The following is a 23,068-nucleotide window of genomic DNA, read 5'->3' on the forward strand; positions in this document are numbered from 1 at the left end:
GAAGCTTGAAGCTTGAAGCTGCTTCTATTTCTTATCGCGGCGCTTCTTGTCGGCCTTCTTGTGGTGCGACATCATGCGGCGCTTCTTGTTGACCTGACGGTCGGTGAGCGAGTTCTTGTTACCTTCGTACGGGTTCTCGCCACCCTTGAACTCGATGCGGATCGGCGTACCGACCAGCTTCAAGACACGACGGTAAGTGTTTTCCAGGTAACGGACGTAAGACTTCGGCACCTTCTCGATCTGGTTACCGTGGATCACGATGATCGGCGGGTTCGCACCACCCAAGTGGGCATAACGCAGCTTGATCCGACGGTTGTTGACCATCGGCGGCGCGTGTTCACCGACCGCATCTTCCAGAATCGTGGTCAGGCGGTTCGTTGGCCAGCGGGTGACCGCAGACTTGAACGAGTTCTGTACGGAGGCGTAGAGGTTACCCACGCCGGTGCCGTGCAGCGCCGAGATGAAGTGAATGTCGGCGTAGTCAACGAAGAACAGTCGACGTTGCAGCTCGACCTTGACGAAGTCGCGCTCGCTCGGCGTCATGCCGTCCCACTTGTTGATCGCGATCACCAGCGCACGACCCGACTCAATGGCGAAGCCCAGCAGGTTGAGATCGTGATCGACCACGCCTTCGCGGGCGTCCATGACGAAGATCACCACGTTGGCGTCTTTGATTGCCTGCAGGGTCTTGACCACGGAGAATTTTTCGACTTCTTCGTGGATCTTGCCGCGCTTGCGCACACCGGCGGTGTCGATCAGCGTGTACTTCTCGTCGTTACGCTCGAACGGGATGTAGATACTGTCGCGGGTGGTGCCGGGCTCGTCATAGACGATGACCCGGTCTTCACCGAGCATGCGGTTGACCAGGGTCGACTTGCCGACGTTCGGGCGGCCGATGATGGCGATCTTGATCCCGTCTTTTTCGCTCGGGCCAGGAATGCGCTTGGCTTCCTCGCCTTCGGCAACGATCTCTTCCTCGCCTTCTTCCAGCTCGTCATCGTCTTTCGGGAAGTCGCTCAGGGCGATTTCCAGCATCTGGGTGATGCCACGGCCATGTGCACCGGCGATCGGGATCGCGTGGCCCATGCCCAACGGGGCGAATTCGGCGCGGGCCATTTCCGGGTCGATGTTATCGACCTTGTTGGCAACCACGTAGGAACGCTTGTTACGTTTGCGCAAATGCTCGGCGATCATCTGGTCGGCGGCGGTGAAACCGGCCTTGGCATCTACCAGGAATAGAACGACATCCGCTTCTTCAATGGCCAGCAGCGACTGCTCGGCCATTTTTTCGTCCATACCGTGCTCGTCACCGGAGATACCGCCGGTGTCGACCAGAATGTAGGAACGCCCTTGCCACTTGGCCTCACCGTATTGGCGATCACGGGTCAGACCGGACAAGTCGCCGACGATGGCGTCGCGAGTCCTGGTCAGGCGGTTGAACAAGGTGGACTTGCCGACGTTCGGTCGGCCCACCAGGGCGATTACGGGAACCATGCGGCTCTCCACTTCGTTATTTCAGAAAATACAAAAGCCGCTGCTAAGCAGCGGCTGGTGCTCGGGGCAATCACTGTAGGAGCGGGCTTGCTCGCGAAAAACGCAACGACACCGCGTTTATTCAGACATCAAACGTAATCGTTGACGTCCATCGCGAGCAAGCCCGCTCCTACAAGTGAAGCCGCTTGGGGGTTAAACCCCAAGCATAGTTCTTACTTAATGGTCAGGGCTTCCAGTTTGCCACTGTTGCCATATACATAAATCGTATCACCCACCACCAGCGGACGAGCGCGCAGGCCGTCGCTGTCGATGCGTTCGCGGCCGACGAAACGACCGTCCACCTGGCTCAGCAGGTGCAGGTAACCTTCCAGGTCACCGACTGCCACATAGCTGGAGTACACCTCTGGCGCCGACAGTTGACGGCGAGCCAGCGAATCGTTGCTCCACAAGGCTGTGGTGGAACGTTCGTCGACGCCTTCAACAGTGCCCGAAGCCAGGCTTACATAGACGCTGCCAAAACCCTGGGCGACACCGGCATAGCTGGAAGCATCACGCTGCCAGAGCTGGCGACCGCTATCCAGGTCCAGTGCCGCAATGCGACCCTGGTAGCTGGCGACATACAGCGTACTGCCGGACAACAACAGGCCACCGTCGATATCGACCACACGCTCCAGTTCCGAACGCCCTTGTGGAATCGCTACACGCTGTTCCCACACCGGCACGCCGTTGGAAATATCGAGCGCGACCACTTTGCCGGTCGACAGGCCAGCCACCGCGAGGCGGTTGGTGACGATCGGTGCACTGGTGCCGCGCAGGGTCAGGACCGCTGGCGTGCTGTCATACAACCAGCGTTGGGTGCCGGTGGCGGCATCCAGGCCGATCAGACGGTCGTCCTGAGTCTGGACCACTACCACGTCACCGTTGTTGGCCGGCGGCGCGAGGACTTCACTGGACACGCGAGCGCGCCATTTCTCTTCGCCGCTGCTGGCGTCCAGGGCAACGATTTCACCCTTGAGCGTACCGATCGTGAGCAACCCGTAAGCCACGCCAACGGCGCCGGAAACAGGCAGATCGAGATCTTTCTCCCATTTGACGTTGCCGTTGCTGCGATCCAGCGCCATCACCTCACCGGTGACGTCGGCGGCATAGATGGTATCGCCATCGATCGCCGGCACCAGCATGTTGTAGGTTTCGCCCTGACCGTCACCGATCGAACGACTCCACTGCTTTTGCAGAACCACCTCTTCCTTGAAGTCGGTCAACTCGGCCGGCGGCAGTTCTTTCTTGCTGTTGCTGCTGCAACCCGCGGCCAGTACGGCCAGAGCCAGCAATGCTGCATGTTTCCAACGAATCACGTCACGCATCCCCTTTGGCCAGGTCGTCCAGCTTGATTTGTAGGCCGCCGACTGCCGCTTCATCCGACAGTGCCGCCTTGGCTTTCTGATACGCCGCATTCGCTTCGTCGGCACGACCCAACTGCACCAGCAGGTCGCCCTTGAGTTCCTCGCGAGTAGCCAGGAAAGCGGTATCGGCATCGCCTTCGAGCAGTTTCAGGGCTTCATCGGCCTTGTCCTGCGCGGCCAGCACCTGCGCCAGGCGCTGACGGGCGATTTCGCCCAGTGCCGGGTTGGCCGGTTTGGCGACGATGGCTTTGAGCTCGGTGGCCGCGTCATCCAGCTTGCCGCTGTCGACCGCGACTTTCGCCACGAACAGGCTGCCGTACTGCGCGTAGGCGCTGCCGCCGAATTCGCTGTTGAGCTTGCCGGCCAGGTCCGAAACACGGGCGGCATCAGGCTTGCCGCTTGGCGTCAGCGTGGTTTCCAGCAACTGCTGATAGAGAATCGAGGCGCCTTGCGACTGATTGCTCTGATACTTCTGCCAGGCCTGCCAGCCGAACACGATGACCAGCGCCAACAGGCCGCCAGTCACCAGGGGCTTACCGTTGCGTGTCCACCAGTCCTTCAAATCCGCCAGCTGTTCGTCTTCGGTACTCGACACCCCAATACTCCTTAATCGCTAAATCGGCTGTTTGACAGCTTCAACCCTGCACGATGCAGGTGGCCAGGTGTGCGGCAAGCGCATCCCAGGCAACGCTTTGTTGTTCGCCCTGGCCACGCAGGGGTTTGAAACCTACCACTTGCTGGGCCATTTCGTCGTCGCCGAGGATCAGCGCGTACAACGCACCGCTCTTGTCGGCTTTCTTGAACTGGCTTTTGAAGCTGCCGGCACCGGCATTGACTTGCAGGCGCAGGTTGGGCAATTGGTCACGCACCCGCTCGGCCAGAGCCAAGCCGGCCAGCTCGGCTTCTTCACCGAAGGCACAGAGGTAGACGTCGACCTGACGGGAGATCTCTTCCGGGATCTGCTCCAGGGTTTCAAGCAACAACACCAGGCGCTCGATGCCCATGGCGAAACCGACGCCAGGGGTCGGCTTGCCGCCCATCTGCTCGACCAGGCCGTCGTAACGACCACCGGCACACACGGTGCCCTGGGCGCCCAACTTGTCGGTGACCCATTCGAAAACGGTCTTGCTGTAATAATCCAGCCCGCGCACCAGCTTCGGGTTGATCACGTAGGGAATGCCGGCGGCGTCCAGGCGAGCCCTGAGGCCCTCGAAGTGCACGCGGGATTCTTCGTCGAGGTAGTCGGCCATTTTCGGCGCGTCCACCAGTACCGCTTGGGTGTCGGCGTTCTTGGTGTCCAGCACCCGCAGCGGGTTGGTCTTCAGACGGCGTTGGCTGTCTTCGTCCAGCTTGTCCAGGTGTGCCGAGAGGAACTCGACCAATGCTTCGCGATAACGGCCGCGGGACTCGGCGGTGCCCAGGCTGTTGAGCTCGAGCTTGACCGCGTCACGGATGCCCAGCTCGCCCCACAGGCGCCAGGTCAGCACGATCAGCTCGGCATCGATGTCCGGACCGTCGAGATTGAATACTTCGCAACCGATCTGGTGGAACTGGCGATAACGGCCTTTTTGCGGACGTTCGTGGCGGAACATCGGGCCGATGTACCAGAGTTTCTGCACCTGGCCACCGCCGGTGATGCCATGTTCCAGCACCGCGCGCACGCAGGCCGCCGTGCCTTCGGGGCGCAGGGTCAGGGAGTCGCCGTTGCGGTCGTCGAAGGTGTACATTTCTTTTTCGACGATGTCGGTCACTTCACCGATGGAGCGCTTGAACAGCTCGGTGAACTCGACGATCGGCATGCGGATCTGCTTGTAACCGTAGTTATCCAGCAAACGCGAGACGGTGCCCTCGAAATGACGCCACAGGGGCGTCTGTTCGGGCAGGATATCGTTCATGCCACGGATGGCTTGCAGGGACTTGCTCACTTTAAATCCTTAAATTCGTTCAGCGCTTCAGTCGGGCTTAGCCACGCGCGATAACAGCAGCGTCGGCTTCGACCTTTTCGGCCGCTTTCTGGCGGATCAAGCGTTCCAGCTCATCCACCAGATTGTCATTCGTCAGTTTCTGCGACGGCTTGCCGTCGATGTAAATCAGGTTTGGCGTGCCGCCAGTCAAGCCGATATGGGCTTCCTTGGCTTCGCCCGGCCCGTTGACCACACAGCCGATGACCGCGACATCCAGCGGCACCAGCAGGTCTTCGAGGCGCCCTTCCAGTTCGTTCATGGTCTTGACCACATCGAAGTTCTGCCGCGAGCAACTCGGGCAGGCGATGAAGTTGATGCCACGGGAACGCAGGTGCAGGGATTTGAGAATGTCGTAGCCGACTTTCACTTCCTCGACCGGGTCGGCCGCCAACGAGATGCGGATAGTATCGCCAATCCCTTCGGCGAGCAGCATACCGAGGCCCACGGCGGATTTCACCGTGCCTGAACGCAAACCACCGGCTTCGGTGATGCCCAGGTGCAGCGGCTGGACGATTTCCTTGGCCAGCAAGCGGTAGGCAGCCACGGCCATGAACACGTCGGAGGCTTTCACGCTGACCTTGAAGTCCTGGAAATTCAGGCGCTCGAGGTGCTCGACGTGGCGCAACGCAGACTCGACCAGCGCGGCCGGGGTCGGCTCGCCGTATTTCTTTTGCAGGTCTTTTTCCAGGGAGCCGGCGTTGACGCCGATCCGGATCGGAATCCCGCGATCACGGGCCGCATTGACCACGGCGCGCACCCGGTCTTCGCGACCGATGTTGCCCGGGTTGATCCGCAGGCAGTCAACGCCCAGTTCGGCGACGCGCAGCGCGATCTTGTAGTCGAAGTGGATGTCGGCCACCAAGGGCACCTTGACCAGCTGCTTGATCTTGCCGAACGCTTCGGCGGCGTCCATATCCGGTACGGAAATCCGCACGATATCGACGCCGGCGGCTTCCAGGCGGTTGATCTGGGCCACGGTGGCGGCCACGTCATTGGTGTCGCTGTTGGTCATGCTCTGCACAGCGATAGGTGCATCGCCGCCCACAGGCACGTTACCGACCCAGATCTTGCGGGATTCGCGACGTTTGATTGGAGATTCGCCGTGCATGACTTATTGACCCAACTTCAGGCGAGCAGTCTCGCCACTGGTGAACGGAGCGGCATCAACCACCTGCCCGTTGTAACTGACCTGCGCGCCACGGGCATAGCCCAGGCGCACGGTGAACGGCGGCTTGCCACTGACGGAAACGTTTTCGCCTTTGCGCTTGAGACCACTCAACAGCACCTTGCCGGTACCGTCGGTGACTTGCGTCCAGCAATCGGCGGTGTAACGCAGTTGAACCTGGCCCTGGCCGGCCACCGCAGCCGCCGCGACTGGCGCCGGAACGGTCGGCGCCACCGGCGCGGTCACTACCGGTGCCGGTACCGCGGGAACAGCGGGCCCTGGCGTTGCCGGCGTGGCGACAACTGGCGCGGTGCTGCGCGCCGGTGCGGCGGGCGCCGGAGTAGCGGGTACGGTGGCTTCAGCGGCGGTCGAGGCGTCAGCCGAAGTCTCGGCCTGCGGCAAGGCGAGCGCGGTCGCGCCTTCAGCCTCGCCCTGCGCGACGGCCTGGTCTTCCGGCTCGTCCAGCGGATGGATCTGGGTCGTGCCGTCGGCGCCTTCGACTTCGACGTGTTCCGGGCTCAGAGTGACCGGCTCCTTGGTGCGCGACGACGTCTGATCCTGCCACCAGATAAATCCGCCACCGATCACCGCGATCAGCAACAACAGGCTGACAATCCGCAAAATGGTGTGGGACACCCGGACCGGCTCTTCGATACGACCCAGGCTGTGAACGGCGCTGCCTTGGGAATCGGTGCCGGTGGACTGGTCGAACTGTTGCACCAGCACGGTTTGATCCATGCCCAGCAATTTGGCGTAGGCGCGGATGTAACCGCGGGCAAAGGTATGCCCCGGCAGCTTGTCGAACGCGCCGGCTTCCAGATTGCCCAGGGAATTGACGGTGAGGTTGAGCTTGAGGGCCACTTCGGCCAGCGACCAGCCATTGCTTTCGCGAGCCTGGCGCAATGTATCACCGGGATTTACGCGATTCGCTGCTACAACTTCGGGATGCACCGCTTTCATCATTGCTCCGACAGGTATTGCTGATATTCCGGCGTACCGGGATAGAGTCGTTTTAGTTGCAGGCCAAAACTGGCAGCCTTGTCGCGATCTTGGAACACTTTTGCCAGCCGGACGCCGAGCAATAGACTACGTGCATTTTGCTCGGTGAGCTGGCTGAAACGGTCGTAATAGTCACGCGCGGGCACATAATGCCTGTCTTCGTAAGACAACTCAGCCATTTCCAGCAAGGCACGTGGTTGTTGGCGATTCAAGCGCAGGGCTTTTTCCAGTTGTTGCTGGGCCAGGTCACGCTGGCCCAGCTTGGAAGCGGTCATGCCCAGGTTTTCGAAGACTCGCGAACGCTCAGGATACAGGGTATCGGCGGCGGCCTGCTCGAAGCGCTCGTAAGACTCTTTGTAACGTTTCTGTTCGAAAAGAAAACTGCCGTAGTTATTGAGGATTCGCGCATCGTCGGGACGGCCGGACAGCGCCTTGCGAAAATGCTGGTCGGCCAGTTCCGGCTCCATCTCGGCCTGGAACACCAGCCCCAGCGCCGCATTGGCGTCGGGGTCCGAGCTGTCCAGTTCCAAGGCCTTTTTCAGCGGCACCTTGGCGCGTTCGGTCATGCCCTGTTGCAGGTAGCCGAGCCCCAATTGCACATAGGCGACCCGCGCTTCATCACGGCCCTTGCTGGTCTTCATCGGGTTGAAATCGCCCGACAGGACACAACCAGTACACAGACTGGCCAGCAGCAACAGCAGCGCTAAGCGCAGGGACATAGAGATCCTCTCTTAATTATTGTTCGCAGCGTTCTGTGCCATATCGTTTTCGGCGCTCAACTCGCGCACGGCGATATAACGTTCGCTACGACGGGTGCGATCCAGCACCTGCCCTACCAATTGGCCACACGCGGCATCGATGTCTTCGCCGCGGGTGGTGCGCACGGTGACATTGAAGCCGGCATGGTGAAGCTGATCCTGGAAACGACGAATCGCGTTATTGCTCGGACGCTCGTAACCGGAATGCGGGAACGGGTTGAACGGAATCAGGTTGATCTTGCACGGGATGTTCTTGAGCAGTTCGATCATCTCGACCGCGTGCTCGACCTTGTCGTTGATGTCCTTGAGCAAGGTGTACTCGATGGTCAGCACGCGCTTCTCGCCCAGGGACGACATGTAGCGCTGGCACGATTCAAGCAGCATCTTCAGTGGATACTTCTTGTTGATCGGCACCAACTGGTTACGCAATGCGTCATTCGGCGCGTGCAGGGACAACGCCAGGGACACGTCGATGTGCTTGGACAGCTCATCGATCATCGGCACCACGCCCGACGTGGACAGGGTCACGCGGCGCTTGGAGATGCCATAGCCGAGGTCATCCATCATCAGGTGCATGGCGGCCACGACGTTGTCGAAGTTCAGCAGCGGCTCACCCATGCCCATCATCACCACGTTGGTGATGGCACGGTCGGCGGTCGCCGGGATGCTGCCGAACGATTTATTGGCAATCCACACCTGGCCGATGACTTCGGCGGCGGTGAGGTTGCTGTTGAAACCTTGCTTGCCGGTGGAGCAGAAACTGCAATCCAGGGCACAGCCTGCCTGGGACGAAACGCACAACGTGCCGCGTTTGCCCTGGGGAATGTACACGGTCTCGACGCAGCTGCCGGACGCCACGCGCACCACCCATTTACGGGTGCCGTCGGTGGAGATGTCCTCGCTGACGACTTCCGGACCGCGAACTTCGGCAATCACCTTGAGCTTGTCGCGCAGGGCCTTGCTGACGTTAGTCATGGCGTCGAAATCATCGACGCCAAGGTGGTGAATCCATTTCATTACCTGACCGGCACGGAAACGCTTCTCCCCGATTGAGTCGAAGAATTTTTCCATTTCCAGCTGAGTCAGACCCAGCAGGTTAGTTTTAACAGTCGATGTAGTCATGGATTCACCTTCACTCTTTAAGCCAATGCTTAGCGAGTGGTTACTTCAGTAGCTGCGAAGAAGTACGAGATTTCGCGAGCGGCAGCGGCTTCGGAGTCCGAACCGTGTACAGCGTTGGCGTCGATCGAATCAGCGAAGTCAGCGCGGATGGTACCGGCAGCCGCTTCTTTAGGGTTGGTGGCGCCCATCAGCTCACGGTTCAGAGCGATAGCGTTTTCGCCTTCCAGAACCTGAACGACAACCGGACCGGAGATCATGAAAGCAACCAGGTCGCCGAAGAAACCACGAGCGCTGTGCTCAGCGTAGAAGCCTTCGGCTTCGGCTTTGGACAGTTGCTTCAGTTTCGAAGCTACAACGCGCAGGCCAGCTTTTTCGAAACGAGTGGTGATCTCGCCGATAACGTTTTTTGCAACAGCGTCAGGCTTGATGATGGAGAAAGTACGTTGAACAGCCATGGTGTAACTCCAGAAACGGTAATTTGTGAAAAATTAAACCCGCGAATTATACGCGGGTTCTTGGGTATTGCCTAACTGCGTGCGGTGCAGAATCAATCGGCTTCTTCGATCCAGGCGGCCTGGATGGCTTCAAGCACCTTCTCGCCACCGCGGGTCGGATCATCGCTGAACTCCGGCAATGCCAGCACCCACTTGTGCAGATCGACGAAGTTCACATAACGCGGGTCCACTTCCGGCTTCGATTCAGCCAGCTGGATCGCGATTTCCAGCACATCAACCCATTTCAGACTCATGTCGGTTCCTTGAATCAGTGCGGCGCTTCGGCTGCATGGTTGAGCGAGTATTTCGGAATTTCGACCGTCAGGTCTTCAGTCCCGACGATCGCCTGACAGCCTAGACGCGATTGCGCCTCCAGACCCCAGGCCCGATCAAGAAAGTCTTCTTCCAGTTCATCCGCTTCTTCCAGCGAGTCGAAACCTTCGCGGATGATGCAGTGGCAGGTGGTGCAGGCGCAGACGCCGCCACAGGCGCTTTCCATCTCGATATGGTGTTCATGGGCCAGCTCGAGAATGGAGATACCCGGCTCAGCCTCCACAACCATGCCATCCGGGCAAAACTTCTCGTGAGGCAGAAAAATGACCTGCGGCATCAGATATCCTCGATTTCATTCAGGTTGCGCCCCGATAGAGCGGCTTTCACCGTCAAATCCATGCGGCGGGCAGCAAAAGCATCGGTCACTTGCGACAGACGCTTGGTCTGCTGCTCGATGGCGTAGCCATCGGAACCTTTCATCAGTTCGGCCAGTTCCTGCATCTGCAACTCGATGACCATGCGCTCTTCGGCGTCGAGCAGGCGCTCGCCATCGACATCGAGGGCAGCCTGCACCGCTTCGATCAGGCGCCGGGCATCGACCTGCTGTTCACGCAGGACACGGGCGACCTTGTCGTCATTGGCGTGCTGGAACGAATCCTTGAGCATCTTGGCGATTTCGCCGTCGGTCAGGCCGTAGGACGGCTTGACCTGGATGCTCGCTTCAACGCCCGAACCCAGCTCACGGGCAGCCACGCTGAGCAGACCGTCGGCATCGACCTGGAAAGTCACGCGAATCTTCGCCGCACCGGCCACCATCGCCGGAATGCCGCGCAATTCGAAGCGCGCCAGGGAGCGGCAGTCGCTGATCAGCTCGCGCTCACCCTGCAACACGTGGATCGCCATGGCCGACTGGCCGTCTTTATAGGTGGTGAAATCCTGGGCGCGGGCGACGGGGATGGTGGTGTTGCGCGGAATCACCTTCTCCATCAGGCCGCCCATGGTTTCCAGCCCCAGGGACAACGGAATCACGTCAAGCAGCAGCAGTTCGTCACCGTCACGCTTGTTGCCGGCCAGGGTATCGGCCTGGATCGCAGCACCAATGGCCACCACTTGATCCGGATCGATTTCGGTCAGCGGCTGGCGACCGAAGGCTTCAGCCACGGCTTCGCGAACGCGAGGCACGCGGGTCGAGCCGCCGACCATGACCACCGCATGCACGTCATCCAGCTCGATACCGGAATCGCGCACAGCGCGGCGGCACGCCTTCAGGCTGCGCGCAACCATCGGCTCGATCAGCGCATTGAAGGCTTCGCGAGTCAACTCGGCTTGCCAGTCGCCATACACCACGGCAACGGACGCGGCGTTGGTCAGGGCTTCCTTGGCCGCACAGGCGGTTTGCAACAGATGACGCTGCACACCCGGATCCAGGTCATCCGACAGGCCAGCGCCCTCGATGATCCAGCGAGCGATCGCGTGATCGAAGTCGTCGCCGCCCAGGGCGCTGTCGCCACCGGTAGCCAGCACTTCGAAGACTCCGCCGGTCAGGCGCAGAATCGAAATATCGAACGTACCGCCGCCCAGGTCATAAATCGCCACCAGGCCTTCGGCATGCTGGTCCAGACCATAAGCCACAGCGGCCGCGGTCGGCTCATTGAGCAGCCGCAGCACGTTCAGGCCGGCCAGCTTGGCCGCGTCCTTGGTGGCTTGCCGCTGGGCATCGTCGAAATAGGCCGGAACGGTGATCACCGCCCCCACCAGTTCGCCGCCCAACGCAGCCTCGGCGCGCTGACGCAGCACCTTGAGGATATCGGCGGAGACTTCGACCGGGCTTTTCGGGCCTTGCACGGTGTCGATGAACGGCATGTGCGACTCGCCGCCGACAAAGCGGTACGGCAACTGGTCGCCCAGCTGCTTGACGTCGGACAGGCCACGACCCATCAAGCGCTTGACCGACAGCACGGTGTTCAAGGGATCGGTGGCGGCTGCCAGCCTGGCTGACTCGCCGACTTCGACGCGGTCGGCGTGGTAGCGCACGGCAGACGGCAGGATGACCCGCCCTTCTGCGTCGGCCAGGGGCTCGGAAAGACCACTGCGCAATGCAGCGACCAGCGAATTGGTAGTGCCCAAGTCGATCCCCACAGCCAGACGACGCTGGTGCGGTTGAGGACTTTGGCCGGGTTCGGCGATCTGCAGTAGGGCCATCGTTATCAGGACTTATCTGTATATCAGGCGTGCGACCGGAGCGGCACTGGGTTAATCGTCGAGGCGCTCTTCTAATTGGCGCACTTCGTAGGTGAGCTTGTCGAGGAACTGCATGCGCCGCATCAGGCGTTCGGCCTGCTCACGTTGCGCTGCATCATTCCAACAGGCTGCGAAGCTTTGGTTCAGTTCATCCTGAGCGGTTTTCAGGCGGCGCTTGAACGCTGCAATACCGGCCATGTCGGCACTGTCTTGCAGGTCTTCGAGCTCTTCTCGCAGCTCCATCTGCTGCAGAAGGAACGCCGGATCGTGCACCGTGACCTCCAGCGGCAGCTCGCCACCACCCATGGCGAGCAGGTATCGCGCGCGCTTGGGGGGACTCTTGAGCGTCTGGTAGGCCTCGTTGAGGCTCGCGGATTGCTCTAGCGCCAGCCGCTGCTCACGCTCGGAAGCGTCGGCAAAGCGGTCCGGATGAACACCGCGCGCCAACTCTCGGTAGCGCGTGGCCAGCTGCTCGAGATCCAGATTGAAACTCGGCTGCAGCTCGAATAAAGCGAAATGACAAGGAGTACCCACAAGAAGCCTCAGATATTGAAGCTTTCGCCGCAGCCACATTCACCGCGCACGTTGGGGTTGTTGAACTTGAAGCCTTCGTTCAACCCTTCCTTGACGAAATCGAGTTCGGTGCCGTCCAGGTAGGCCAGGCTTTTCGGGTCGATGATCACTTTTTCGCCGTGACTTTCGAACACCTGGTCCTCTGCGACCACCTCGTCGACGAACTCCAGCACGTAGGCAAGGCCGGAACAGCCTGTGGTGCGGACACCCAGACGAATCCCTTCACCTTTGCCGCGCCCGTTGAGGGAGCGTCGCACGTGTTGAGCTGCCGCTTCTGTCATGCTGATAGCCATCGGTGACTCCTTACTCGTCGCCAAAACTTGAAAGTCAGATCAAGCCTTTCTTCTGCTTGTAGTCGCGAACGGCCGCCTTGATGGCGTCTTCAGCAAGCACGGAGCAGTGAATTTTCACCGGTGGCAAGGCCAGTTCTTCGGCCAGCTGAGTGTTCTTGATGGTCTCTGCTTCATCCAGAGTCTTGCCTTTCATCCACTCGGTCGCCAGGGAGCTGGAGGCGATCGCCGAACCGCAACCGTAGGTCTTGAACTTGGCATCTTCGATGATGCCGGCTTCGTTGACCTTGATTTGCAGGCGCATCACATCGCCGCACGCCGGAGCGCCGACCATGCCGGTGCCGACATCAGGATCTTCCGCGTCCATCTTGCCGACGTTGCGCGGGTTTTCGTAGTGGTCGATGACCTTTTCGCTGTAAGCCATGATTCTTAATCCTCACTCATCAGAGAGTCGCTCTTGAAGCCCTGCGCCAGAAGGTTGGCAGGGCTGTTTTGCGGCGACTTGAAATCAGTGTGCCGCCCACTCGATTTTCGAAATGTCGACACCGTCTTTGTACATGTCCCACAGCGGCGACAAGGTGCGCAGCTTGGTAACGGCCTCGCAGACTTTCTGCGCGGCGTAGTCGATTTCTTCTTCGGTGGTGAAACGACCGAAGGTGAAGCGAATCGAGCTGTGTGCCAGTTCGTCGTTGCGGCCCAGGGCGCGCAGTACGTACGAAGGCTCAAGGGACGCCGAGGTGCAGGCCGAACCGGACGAAACCGCCAGGTCCTTGAGCGCCATGATCAGCGACTCGCCTTCGACGTAGTTGAAGCTCAGGTTCAGGTTGTGCGGTACGCGGGCGGTCATGCTGCCGTTGATGTACAGCTCTTCCAGGCCTTCGACCTGCTTGAAGAAGCGGTCGCTCAGCGCTTTGATCCGTACGTTCTCGGCAGCCATGTCTTCCTTGGCTACGCGGAACGCTTCGCCCATGCCGACGATCTGGTGGGTCGCCAGGGTGCCGGAACGCATGCCACGCTCGTGACCGCCGCCGTGCATGGTCGCTTCGATGCGCACACGCGGCTTGCGGCTGACGTAGAGTGCGCCGATGCCTTTAGGACCGTAGGTCTTGTGGGCAGAGAACGACATCATGTCGACTTTCAGCTTCGACAGGTCGATCTCGACCTTGCCAGTGGACTGAGCGGCGTCGACGTGGAACAGGATGCCCTTGGAACGGAGCAACTCGCCGATGGCGGCGATGTCGTTGATGGTGCCGATTTCGTTGTTCACATGCATGATCGAAACCAGGATGGTGTCGTCGCGCAGGGCGGCTTCAACCATCTCAGGCGTGACCAGTCCATCGGTGCGCGGCTCGATGTAAGTCACTTCGAAGCCTTCACGCTCCAGTTGGCGCATGGTGTCGAGGACAGCCTTGTGCTCAATCTTGGTGGTGATCAGGTGTTTGCCCTTGGTCGCATAGAAATGCGCCGCACCCTTGATTGCCAGGTTGTCGGATTCGGTGGCACCGGAGGTCCAGACGATTTCACGCGGGTCGGCGTTGACCAGGTCAGCGACCTGGCGACGAGCGTTTTCGACCGACTCTTCAGCTTTCCAGCCAAACACGTGGGAACGGGACGCCGGGTTACCGAAGTTTCCGTCGACCAGCAGGCATTCACTCATCTTTTGCGCGACACGCGGATCGACCGGGGTGGTCGCAGAGTAATCAAGGTAAATCGGCAATTTCATGGACTATCTCCTAAATCAGGCTGGCTGGCGTTCCGCTAGCTCTTTGGCTGTCATTCGACGGCGGACGCTTCAATCTTGTCCAGGCGTGGCACCTTGCTGTTGCAACGGCGCTGATCCTGACGCTGGGCTACTTCTTGTACCTCACGGCGAGTGACAAGGTCAGCCAAGCTGATACCGCTCAGAAATTCGTGAATCTGCAGGCTCAGATCGCACCACAAATGGTGGGTCAGGCAGGTATCGCCGTGATGGCAATCGCCCTGGCCCTGGCACTTGGTGGCATCGACCGATTCGTTCACCGCATCGATCACCTGGGCGACCTGGATGCCCTGCATGTCGCGCGACAGCTGGTAGCCGCCGCCCGGACCGCGGACGCTGGAGACCAGGTTGCTGCGACGCAGCTTGGCGAAAAGCTGTTCGAGGTAGGACAGTGAGATGCCTTGGCGCTCGGAGATATCGGCCAGGGACACCGGCCCGTGCTGCGCGTGCAACGCCAGGTCAAGCATGGCGGTCACGGCGTATCGGCCTTTTGTAGTCAGTCGCATGGACAATTACCACGGAGTTCGGAATGGGGCGAGTATGCAATTCCCGAGTATTTAAGTCAACTATAAGACCTAGTGTTTTACTCGGGATTACCCGCAAAAGAGCGGCAGCATCATAGCAAAGGCTGGCCGGTTACAGCCAGCAATTGCACGTCATCGTTCTTCGCGGGCAAGCCTCGCTCCTACAAGGATCACGCATTACCTGTAGGAGCGAGGCTTGACCGCGAAGGTGTCGGCGCGATCTAGCCGGCCTGACTCTGATCCTTGTCCTTCACACACGCAAAATCTTCCTCGCGCAGCTCAGGCAGCTCCTTGGCGCAGTAATTACTGCCCAGGTCCTTCAACGCCCCGCACATCCCCTCCAGCCGCCCATCGACCGCCTGCAGATGATCGAGCAACTGATTGATGGCCCGCGCCACCGGATCCGGCATGTCTTCGCCGACACCGTAGGCATCGAAACCGATCTTCTCGGCCATGGCCTTGCGCTTGGCGTCCTGCTCTTCATCGGATTTGACAATGATCCGCCCGGGAATGCCGACGACGGTCGCCCCGGCAGGCACAGCCTTGGTCACCACGGCATTGGAGCCGACCTTGGCCCCCGCCCCCACCGTGAACGGGCCGAGCACCTTGGCACCGGCGCCGACCACCACACCGTCTTCCAGTGTCGGGTGACGCTTGCCTTTGTTCCAGCTGGTGCCGCCGAGCGTCACCCCCTGATAAAGGGTGACGTCGTCGCCGATCTCGGCCGTTTCACCAATGACAATGCCCATGCCATGGTCAATAAAGAACCGCCGACCGACCTTGGCCCCCGGATGAATCTCGATCCCGGTCAACCAGCGACCGAAGTTCGACACCAGCCGCGCCAGCCATTTCAGCTCGGCGCGCCACAAGGCCGCCGACAGCCGATGGATCCAGATGGCGTGCATGCCCGGGTAGCAGGTCAGGACTTCAAATGCGTTACGCGCCGCCGGGTCACGATGGAAAACACTCTGGATATCTTCACGCAAACGCTCGAACATCATTAATCCTTCCGCTTTAGAAGCTCGCCACGGGCCGCTTTCTGGGTTTCCGTGAGGATGCCACGCAAAATATTCATTTCCGCCCGGCTGACCGAGCTGCGTCCGTACAACCGGCGCAGGCGCGCCATCAAGTGCCGCGGTTTTTCCGGATCGAGGAACTCGATGGCCACCAGGGTCTGCTCCAGGTGCTCATAGAATCGCTCCAGTTCATCCATGGTCGCCAGTTCACCACTCTTGGTGGACGCCACTTCATCCTTCTCGACCTTGCTCGGCTGGCCTTGGGCCGCGAGCCAGGACATTCGCACTTCATAACTCAACACCTGCACCGCCGCCCCCAGGTTCAGCGAACTGAACTCGGGGTCTGAGGGGATGTGCACGTGATAATGACATCGTTGCAGCTCGTCGTTGGTCAGGCCGGAGTCTTCACGACCGAATACCAGGGCAATCTCGGTGCCCTGCGCGGCTTCCTCCACCACCCTCACCCCGCATTCGCGCGGATCGAGCAATGGCCAGGGAATGCGCCGATCACGGGCGCTGGTGCCCAACACCAGCGTGCAGCCGACCAGGGCATCTTCCAAAGTGGCGACGACTTGCGCGTTTTCAAGGATGTCCCCGGCGCCGGAAGCCCGAGCATCGGCCTCGTGGTGCGGGAACAACCGCGGTTCGACCAGCACCAGCCGCGACAGGCCCATGTTCTTCATGGCACGCGCAGCCCCGCCGATATTCCCGGGATGGCTGGTATTGACCAGGACGACACGAATGTTTTGCAGCAAGGGAGGCACTCTCGAACACATCAAAGGGGAGCAAATCTTACAGTTCCTCCTACCGTTAAGCTATGAATGCGCACACTGTCCTTCACCTGTAGAAACTTTCTGAGTAGAATGCCCGGCTTTCTTTAACAACCTTAGGTGACACATCCATGCAGCCCATGCTGAATATCGCGCTGCGCGCCGCCCGCAGCGCCAGTGAATTGATCTTCCGCTCCATCGAGCGCCTGGATACCATCAAGGTCGACGAAAAAGACGCCAAGGATTACGTGTCCGAGGTGGATCGCGCCGCCGAACAGAAAATCATCGACGCGCTGCGCAAGGCCTACCCGAATCACTCGATCAGGGGTGAAGAAACCGGCATGCACGCCGGCAAAGGGATCGAAGGCGAAGAATACCTGTGGATCATCGATCCGCTGGACGGCACCACCAACTTCCTGCGCGGCATTCCACACTTCGCTGTCAGCATCGCCTGCAAATACCGCGGCCGCCTGGAACACGCAGTCGTTCTGGACCCGGTGCGCCAGGAAGAATTCACCGCCAGCCGTGGTCGCGGCGCCCAACTGAACGGTCGTCGCCTGCGCGTCAGCGGTCGTACCAGCCTGGATGGCGCCCTGCTGGGTACCGGCTTCCCGTTCCGCGATGACCAGATGGACAACCTCGACAACTACCTGGGCATGTTCCGCGCCCTGGTAGGCCAGACCGCCGGCATCCGCCGCGCCGGTTCGGCGAGCCTGGACCTGGCCTACGTGGCCGCCGGTCGTTTCGACGCATTCTGGGAGTCGGGCCTGTCCGAGTGGGACATGGCCGCAGGCGCCCTGCTGATCCAGGAAGCCGGCGGCTTGGTGAGCGACTTCACCGGCGGTCACGACTTCCTCGAGAAAGGCCATATCGTTGCCGGTAACACCAAATGCTTCAAGGCAGTGCTGACGGCGATCCAGCCGCACCTGCCGGCTTCGCTGAAGCGCTAAGCTTCCAGCGACAGACAAAGCACCCTTCGGGGTGCTTTTTTTATGTCTGGAATTCACCCTTACCAACAACACCGACCAACTGTGGGAGCGGGCTTGCTCGCGAATGCGGTGTGTCATTCAACATCATTGCTGGATGGCACACCGCATTCGCGAGCAAGCCCGCTCCCACAGGGGTTTTGTGGTGATGTAGATATCGGCGCACAAAAAAAGCACCCCGCAGGGTGCTTTTTTGGCATCTGAATATCCGCTACTTACTTAGCCGGCTCATTCTGCGACAGGATCAACTTACCTTCCTTATCCACCGGAATCTGATTACCCGGATCGCGATCCATCCGCACCTTGCCTTCCTTGCCATCCAGCGAATAACGCACGTCGTAGCCTACAACCTTGTCACTGATGTCATTCACCGTGTTACAGCGAGTCTGGGTCGTGGTGTAGGTATCGCGATTCTGCATACCTTCCTGCACCTTGTTCCCCGCGTAACCGCCACCGACCGCACCGGCCACCGTGGCAATCTTCTTGCCCGTACCGCCACCGACCTGGTTACCGAGCAAGCCACCCGCAACGGCACCGATGGCGGTACCGAGAATCTGGTGTTGATCTTTGACCGGCGCCTGCCGGGTCACTGCTACGTCCTTGCACACTTCACGTGGCGTCTTGATTTGTGTCTTGACCGGTTCAACGGCTAGCACTTGCGCATACTCAGGGCCGCTTTTAACCAGGCTGTAGGTGGCAACAGCACCCCCGGCAGTCACACCGACAGCACCCAATACCGCACCAACCAGCAACGACTTGTTCACATGAACCTCCTGACCATCACGTGCGGGACACGCCCGCGCTTCTCCCAGCCTTGGAGCATAAAAAAAGGCGCGAGTTCAACTCGCGCCTTTTTGGCTGATACCGTTCGAGGAATGTTCCCTCAAGGACGGTCGTCGATTTCCTTGTCGGTAGCTACCGGCGGAATCAGGTCTTCGGTGCTCAGGTTCAGCCAGATCAGCACCACGTTGGCGATGTAGATCGACGAATATGTACCCGCCATCACTCCGATGAACAGCGCGAGGGAGAAGCCCCACAGGTTGTCACCGCCGAAGATCAACAGCGCGCCGATCGCCAGCAACGTGGAGATCGACGTGGCCATGGTCCGCAGCAGGGTTTGCGTGGTCGAGATGTTGATGTTCTCGATCAGCGTGGCCTTGCGCAGCACACGGAAGTTCTCGCGAACCCGGTCGAATACCACGATGGTGTCGTTCAGCGAGTAACCGATGATCGCCAATACCGCGGCCAACACCGTCAAATCGAAGGTGATCTGGAAGAACGAGAGGATCCCCAGGGTCACCACCACGTCGTGGATCAGCGAAACAATGGCACCGACCGCGAACTTCCACTGAAAGCGGAACGCCAGGTAGAGCATGATGCCGCCCAACGCCATCAGCATGCCGAGGCCGCCCTGGTCGCGCAGCTCTTCACCGACCTGCGGGCCGACGAACTCGACGCGCTTGACCACGGCCGGGTTATCGCCGCCAGCCTTCTGCAAGGCTTCAGCCACCTGCTGACCCAGTTGCGGGTCTTCGCCCGGCATGCGCACCAGCAGATCGGTGGTCGCGCCAAAACTCTGCACGATAGCGTCGCTATAACCCGACGCCGTCAGTTGCTCACGCACCTTGGTGACATCGGCCGGACGCTCGTAGGTCAGCTCGATGAGCGTACCGCCGGTGAAGTCCAGCCCGTAGTTCAGGCCCTTGCTGAACCAGCTGAACAACGCCAGAACCGTAAGGAGCAATGTGACGCCGAACGCAACGTTGCGAACGCCCATGAAGTTGATTGTACGTAACATGGCAGCCCCTTAAATCCACAACTTCTTGAAGTCACGACCGCCGAAGATCAGGTTGACCATCGCGCGAGTCACCAAGATGGCCGTGAACATTGAGGTAAAGATCCCGAGGGACATGGTCACTGCGAAGCCCTTCACCGGGCCTGTGCCCATGGCGAAGAGAATCCCGCCGACCAGCAACGTGGTCAGGTTGGAGTCGAGAATCGCGGTGAAAGCCCGGCCGAAGCCTTCGTTGATTGCCCGTTGCACGGACATGCCCGCCGCGATCTCTTCACGAATCCGCGAGAAGATCAGCACGTTGGCGTCGACCGCCATACCCATGGTCAAGACGATACCGGCAATACCCGGCAGGGTCAGCGTGGCACCCAGCAGCGACATCAAGGCCAGCAGCAACACCATGTTCACCGCCAGCGCGACGGTGGCAATGATGCCGAAGAAGCGGTAGATGGCGATGATGAACAGCGAGACGAACAGCATGCCCCACAGCGAGGCATCGACACCCTTGACGATGTTGTCGGCACCCAGGCTCGGGCCAATGGTGCGCTCTTCAGCGAAGTACATCGGCGCCGCCAGACCACCGGCACGCAGCAGCAGCGCCAGCTCGGACGACTCGCCCTGGCCGTTCAGGCCGGTGATACGGAATTGAGCACCCAGCGGCGACTGGATGGTCGCCAGGCTGATGATCTTCTTCTCTTCTTTGAACGTCTGAACCGGCACGTCTTTCTCGACGCCGTTGACCATTTTCTTGACGTAAGTGGTGACCGGACGCTGCTCGATGAAGATCACCGCCATGCTGCGACCGACGTTGCTGCGAGTCGCACGATTCATCAGCTCGCCACCGTGGCCATCCAGGCGGATGTTCACTTCCGGCGTGCCTTGCTCGCCGAAACCAGCCTTGGCGTCGGTCACCTGGTCACCGGTGATGATCAGGCCACGCTCGATCTGCGCCGGCGGACGATTGCCTTCGCGGAACTCGAAGGACTCGGAAGTGGCTTTCGAAGCACCCGGCTCGGCGGCCAGGCGGAACTCGAGGTTGGCCGTCTTGCCAAGGATACGCTTGGCTTCTGCGGTGTCCTGCACACCCGGCAGCTCAACCACGATGCGGTTGGCGCCCTGGCGCTGAACGATAGGTTCGGCCACACCCAGCTCGTTGACGCGGTTACGGACCGTGGTCAAGTTCTGCTTGATGGAGTATTCGCGGATTTCCGCCAGCTTGGCCGGGGTCATCGCCAGACGCAGCACCGGCTGGCCATTGAGGTCGGCCGGAACAATGTCGAAATCGTTGAAGTTCTTGCGAATCAGGGTGCGGGCTTGCTCGCGAGCGGCTTCATCGGTGAAGCCCAGCTGAATGGCACCTTCGAATTGCGGCAGGCTGCGATAGCGCAGTTTCTCTTTACGCAACAGGCTCTTGACGTCGCCTTCGTAGACTTTCAGGCGTGCATCGAGGGCTTTGTCCATGTCCACTTCCAGCAGGAAGTGCACACCACCGGACAAGTCCAGACCCAGCTTCATCGGGTGCGCGCCAAAGCTGCGCAGCCATTGCGGGGTGGTTTGCGCCAGGTTCAGTGCAACGACGTAGTCATCACCCAATGCCTTGCGCACGACGTCCTTGGCCGGCAGCTGGTCTTCAGCCTTGGTCAGGCGCAGCAGACCGCCCTTCCCGCTTTCCGCCAGCGTGGCCGCCTTGACGTTGATCCCGGATTCCTTGAGCGCGGCGCTCACGCGATCCAGATCAGCCTGAGTGACCTGCAGCGAAGTGCTTGCACCGCTGATCTGAATAGCCGGGTCATCAGGGTATAAATTGGGAGCGGAATACACCAGACCGATCGCCAGCACCGCCAGGATCAGAATGTATTTCCACAGAGGGTATTTGTTCAGCATCACGCCGCCCGCTTATGACGCGGGGCGCCTTGCGCGCCCCGTCGATTGAGTAGAAGTTGAAACTTAGATCGCTTTGAGCGTGCCTTTTGGCAGCGTGGCGGCGATGGCGCCTTTCTGGAATTTCATTTCGACGGTGTCGGAAACTTCCAGAACCACGAAATCGTCGGCCACTTTGGTGATCTTGCCGGCGATACCACCGGTGGTCACCACTTCGTCGCCTTTTTGCAGGCTACCGAGCAGGTTTTTCTGTTCTTTGGCGCGCTTGGCCTGTGGACGCCAGATCATCAGGTAGAAGATGACCAGGAAACCGACCAGGAAAATCCACTCAAAGCCGCCGCCCATTGGGCCTGCAGCAGGTGCAGCAGCGTCAGCCATGGCGTTAGAGATAAAAAAGCTCATTTAGCACTCCAGTTGCAAATGTTGAATCTTGGGGTCAGAAAACTCAGTCCAAAGGCGGAACGGGAAGTCCGCGTTTGGCGTAGAAGGCATCGACAAAGGCGGCCAATGTACCCTGTTGAATAGCCTCGCGCAAACCAGCCATAAGCACCTGGTAATGGCGCAAATTGTGGATGGTATTCAACATGCTACCCAGCATTTCGCCACACTTGTCCAGATGGTGCAGGTAAGCACGGGAGAAGTTCTGGCAGGTGTAGCAATCGCACGTTGGATCCAGCGGCGAATCATCATGGCGATGAAACGCATTGCGGATCTTCAGCACGCCTGTATCGATGAACAGATGCCCATTGCGGGCATTACGGGTTGGCATCACGCAATCGAACATGTCCACACCGCGGCGCACACCCTCCACGAGATCTTCCGGTTTGCCAACGCCCATAAGGTAACGAGGTTTGTCAGCCGGCATCTGGCCCGGCAGGTAGTCCAGCACCTTGATCATCTCGTGCTTGGGCTCGCCCACCGACAGACCGCCGATGGCCAGGCCGTCGAAACCGATCTGGTCGAGGCCTTCCAGGGAGCGCATGCGCAAATCCTGGTGCATGCCGCCCTGCACGATGCCGAACAACGCCGCCACGTTGTCGCCATGGGCTTCTTTGGAACGCTTGGCCCAACGCAACGACAGCTCCATCGACACCCGCGCGACGTCTTCGTCAGCCGGGTACGGCGTGCATTCGTCGAAAATCATCACGATGTCCGACCCCAGGTCACGCTGGACCTGCATCGACTCTTCCGGCCCCATGAACACCTTGGCGCCGTCCACAGGCGAGGCGAAGGTCACGCCCTCCTCCTTGATCTTGCGCATGGCGCCCAGGCTGAACACCTGGAAACCGCCGGAGTCGGTCAGGATCGGGCCTTTCCACTGCATGAAATCGTGCAGGTCGCCGTGCTTCTTGATCACTTCGGTGCCAGGACGCAGCCACAAGTGGAAGGTGTTGCCCAGAATGATCTCCGCGCCGGTGGCGGTGATATCCCGCGGCAGCATGCCCTTGACCGTGCCATACGTGCCCACCGGCATGAACGCCGGGGTCTCGACGGTACCGCGCGGGAAGGTCAAACGACCGCGACGCGCCTTGCCGTCAGTGGCCAGCAATTCAAACGACATACG

General features: G+C 60.1%; 25 protein-coding genes. 1 reads left to right on the top strand and 24 read right to left on the bottom strand.

Annotated features, from left to right (window positions below):
- Positions 1–24: 24 nt before the first annotated feature.
- The 19 genes from der to trmJ form a co-directional block, all read right to left on the bottom strand.
- A complete protein-coding gene (gene der / locus ELQ88_RS28705; protein WP_059403392.1) occupies positions 25–1,494 on the bottom strand; it encodes a ribosome biogenesis GTPase Der in 1,470 nt (489 codons plus the stop codon).
- A gap of 212 nt (positions 1,495–1,706) precedes the next feature.
- Positions 1,707–2,858 (bottom strand): outer membrane protein assembly factor BamB, encoded by a 1,152-nt coding sequence (gene bamB / locus ELQ88_RS28710; protein ID WP_128869500.1) that lies wholly within the window; start codon positions 2,856–2,858, stop codon positions 1,707–1,709.
- On the bottom strand, positions 2,851–3,492 hold the full coding sequence (locus ELQ88_RS28715) for a tetratricopeptide repeat protein (protein WP_128869501.1): 642 nt from the start codon (positions 3,490–3,492) through the stop codon (positions 2,851–2,853). Before ELQ88_RS28715 ends, bamB begins: the two co-directional genes overlap by 8 nt.
- A 40-nt stretch (positions 3,493–3,532) precedes the next feature.
- On the bottom strand, positions 3,533–4,822 hold the full coding sequence (gene hisS / locus ELQ88_RS28720) for a histidine--tRNA ligase (protein ID WP_128869502.1): 1,290 nt from the start codon (positions 4,820–4,822) through the stop codon (positions 3,533–3,535).
- Between the two features lie 37 nt (positions 4,823–4,859).
- On the bottom strand, positions 4,860–5,969 hold the full coding sequence (gene ispG, locus ELQ88_RS28725) for a flavodoxin-dependent (E)-4-hydroxy-3-methylbut-2-enyl-diphosphate synthase (protein WP_128869503.1): 1,110 nt from the start codon (positions 5,967–5,969) through the stop codon (positions 4,860–4,862).
- A gap of 3 nt (positions 5,970–5,972) precedes the next feature.
- Positions 5,973–6,986 (bottom strand): RodZ family helix-turn-helix domain-containing protein, encoded by a 1,014-nt coding sequence (locus ELQ88_RS28730; protein WP_138969021.1) that lies wholly within the window; start codon positions 6,984–6,986, stop codon positions 5,973–5,975.
- A complete protein-coding gene (gene pilW / locus ELQ88_RS28735; protein ID WP_138969022.1) occupies positions 6,986–7,744 on the bottom strand; it encodes a type IV pilus biogenesis/stability protein PilW in 759 nt (252 codons plus the stop codon). Before pilW ends, ELQ88_RS28730 begins: the two co-directional genes overlap by 1 nt.
- 12 nt (positions 7,745–7,756) lie before the next feature.
- On the bottom strand, positions 7,757–8,905 hold the full coding sequence (gene rlmN, locus ELQ88_RS28740) for a 23S rRNA (adenine(2503)-C(2))-methyltransferase RlmN (protein WP_128869512.1): 1,149 nt from the start codon (positions 8,903–8,905) through the stop codon (positions 7,757–7,759).
- Positions 8,906–8,934: 29 nt separating this feature from the next.
- A complete protein-coding gene (gene ndk / locus ELQ88_RS28745) occupies positions 8,935–9,360 on the bottom strand; it encodes a nucleoside-diphosphate kinase (RefSeq protein ID WP_007916882.1) in 426 nt (141 codons plus the stop codon).
- 92 nt (positions 9,361–9,452) lie between these two features.
- Positions 9,453–9,653, bottom strand: coding sequence for a Fe-S cluster assembly protein IscX (iscX, locus tag ELQ88_RS28750; protein WP_017340315.1), 201 nt, complete (start codon positions 9,651–9,653; stop codon positions 9,453–9,455).
- Between the two features lie 14 nt (positions 9,654–9,667).
- On the bottom strand, positions 9,668–10,009 hold the full coding sequence (gene fdx / locus ELQ88_RS28755; protein ID WP_054057275.1) for an ISC system 2Fe-2S type ferredoxin: 342 nt from the start codon (positions 10,007–10,009) through the stop codon (positions 9,668–9,670).
- Positions 10,009–11,874: a Fe-S protein assembly chaperone HscA gene (hscA, locus tag ELQ88_RS28760; protein WP_138969023.1), complete on the bottom strand. Its 1,866-nt coding sequence runs from the start codon at positions 11,872–11,874 to the stop codon at positions 10,009–10,011. The genes fdx and hscA overlap by 1 nt, the downstream gene beginning before the upstream one ends.
- Positions 11,875–11,925: 51 nt before the next feature.
- Positions 11,926–12,447, bottom strand: a complete 522-nt coding sequence (gene hscB, locus ELQ88_RS28765) for a co-chaperone HscB (protein ID WP_128869518.1) — start codon at positions 12,445–12,447, stop codon at positions 11,926–11,928.
- Between the two features lie 8 nt (positions 12,448–12,455).
- Entirely contained in the window at positions 12,456–12,779 is a 324-nt protein-coding gene (iscA, locus tag ELQ88_RS28770) for an iron-sulfur cluster assembly protein IscA (RefSeq protein WP_007903589.1), read from the bottom strand.
- A gap of 34 nt (positions 12,780–12,813) precedes the next feature.
- A complete protein-coding gene (gene iscU / locus ELQ88_RS28775; RefSeq protein ID WP_028620148.1) occupies positions 12,814–13,200 on the bottom strand; it encodes a Fe-S cluster assembly scaffold IscU in 387 nt (128 codons plus the stop codon).
- 84 nt (positions 13,201–13,284) lie between these two features.
- Positions 13,285–14,499, bottom strand: coding sequence for an IscS subfamily cysteine desulfurase (locus ELQ88_RS28780; protein ID WP_138969024.1), 1,215 nt, complete (start codon positions 14,497–14,499; stop codon positions 13,285–13,287).
- A gap of 50 nt (positions 14,500–14,549) precedes the next feature.
- Entirely contained in the window at positions 14,550–15,041 is a 492-nt protein-coding gene (gene iscR, locus ELQ88_RS28785) for a Fe-S cluster assembly transcriptional regulator IscR (RefSeq protein ID WP_064679565.1), read from the bottom strand.
- Positions 15,042–15,280: 239 nt separating this feature from the next.
- Positions 15,281–16,057, bottom strand: coding sequence for a serine O-acetyltransferase (gene cysE / locus ELQ88_RS28790; RefSeq protein WP_128869515.1), 777 nt, complete (start codon positions 16,055–16,057; stop codon positions 15,281–15,283).
- Positions 16,058–16,059: 2 nt separating this feature from the next.
- Positions 16,060–16,830, bottom strand: a complete 771-nt coding sequence (gene trmJ / locus ELQ88_RS28795) for a tRNA (cytosine(32)/uridine(32)-2'-O)-methyltransferase TrmJ (protein WP_128869516.1) — start codon at positions 16,828–16,830, stop codon at positions 16,060–16,062.
- 146 nt (positions 16,831–16,976) lie between these two features.
- Between trmJ and suhB the strand changes: the two genes are divergently transcribed.
- Positions 16,977–17,795 carry an inositol-phosphate phosphatase gene (suhB, locus tag ELQ88_RS28800; protein ID WP_128869517.1) on the top strand — a complete coding sequence of 273 codons (819 nt, stop codon included), beginning with the start codon at positions 16,977–16,979 and terminating at the stop codon, positions 17,793–17,795.
- A gap of 251 nt (positions 17,796–18,046) precedes the next feature.
- Here the strand turns inward: suhB and ELQ88_RS28810 are convergent, their stop codons facing one another.
- The 5 genes from ELQ88_RS28810 to tgt all read right to left on the bottom strand — a co-directional run bounded on the left by ELQ88_RS28810 (position 18,047) and on the right by tgt (position 23,065).
- On the bottom strand, positions 18,047–18,595 hold the full coding sequence (locus tag ELQ88_RS28810) for a glycine zipper 2TM domain-containing protein (protein WP_128870526.1): 549 nt from the start codon (positions 18,593–18,595) through the stop codon (positions 18,047–18,049).
- Between the two features lie 119 nt (positions 18,596–18,714).
- Positions 18,715–19,629 (bottom strand): protein translocase subunit SecF, encoded by a 915-nt coding sequence (secF, locus tag ELQ88_RS28815; RefSeq protein WP_138969025.1) that lies wholly within the window; start codon positions 19,627–19,629, stop codon positions 18,715–18,717.
- Between the two features lie 9 nt (positions 19,630–19,638).
- Positions 19,639–21,507 carry a protein translocase subunit SecD gene (gene secD, locus ELQ88_RS28820; RefSeq protein ID WP_138969026.1) on the bottom strand — a complete coding sequence of 623 codons (1,869 nt, stop codon included), beginning with the start codon at positions 21,505–21,507 and terminating at the stop codon, positions 19,639–19,641.
- 63 nt (positions 21,508–21,570) lie between these two features.
- Positions 21,571–21,906, bottom strand: coding sequence for a preprotein translocase subunit YajC (yajC, locus tag ELQ88_RS28825; protein WP_053214538.1), 336 nt, complete (start codon positions 21,904–21,906; stop codon positions 21,571–21,573).
- Between the two features lie 43 nt (positions 21,907–21,949).
- Positions 21,950–23,065 carry a tRNA guanosine(34) transglycosylase Tgt gene (gene tgt / locus ELQ88_RS28830; RefSeq protein WP_138969592.1) on the bottom strand — a complete coding sequence of 372 codons (1,116 nt, stop codon included), beginning with the start codon at positions 23,063–23,065 and terminating at the stop codon, positions 21,950–21,952.
- Positions 23,066–23,068 lie beyond the last annotated feature (3 nt).

Source organism: Pseudomonas sp. MPC6, assembly GCF_006094435.1.
Classification (GTDB): Bacteria; Pseudomonadota; Gammaproteobacteria; order Pseudomonadales; family Pseudomonadaceae; genus Aquipseudomonas.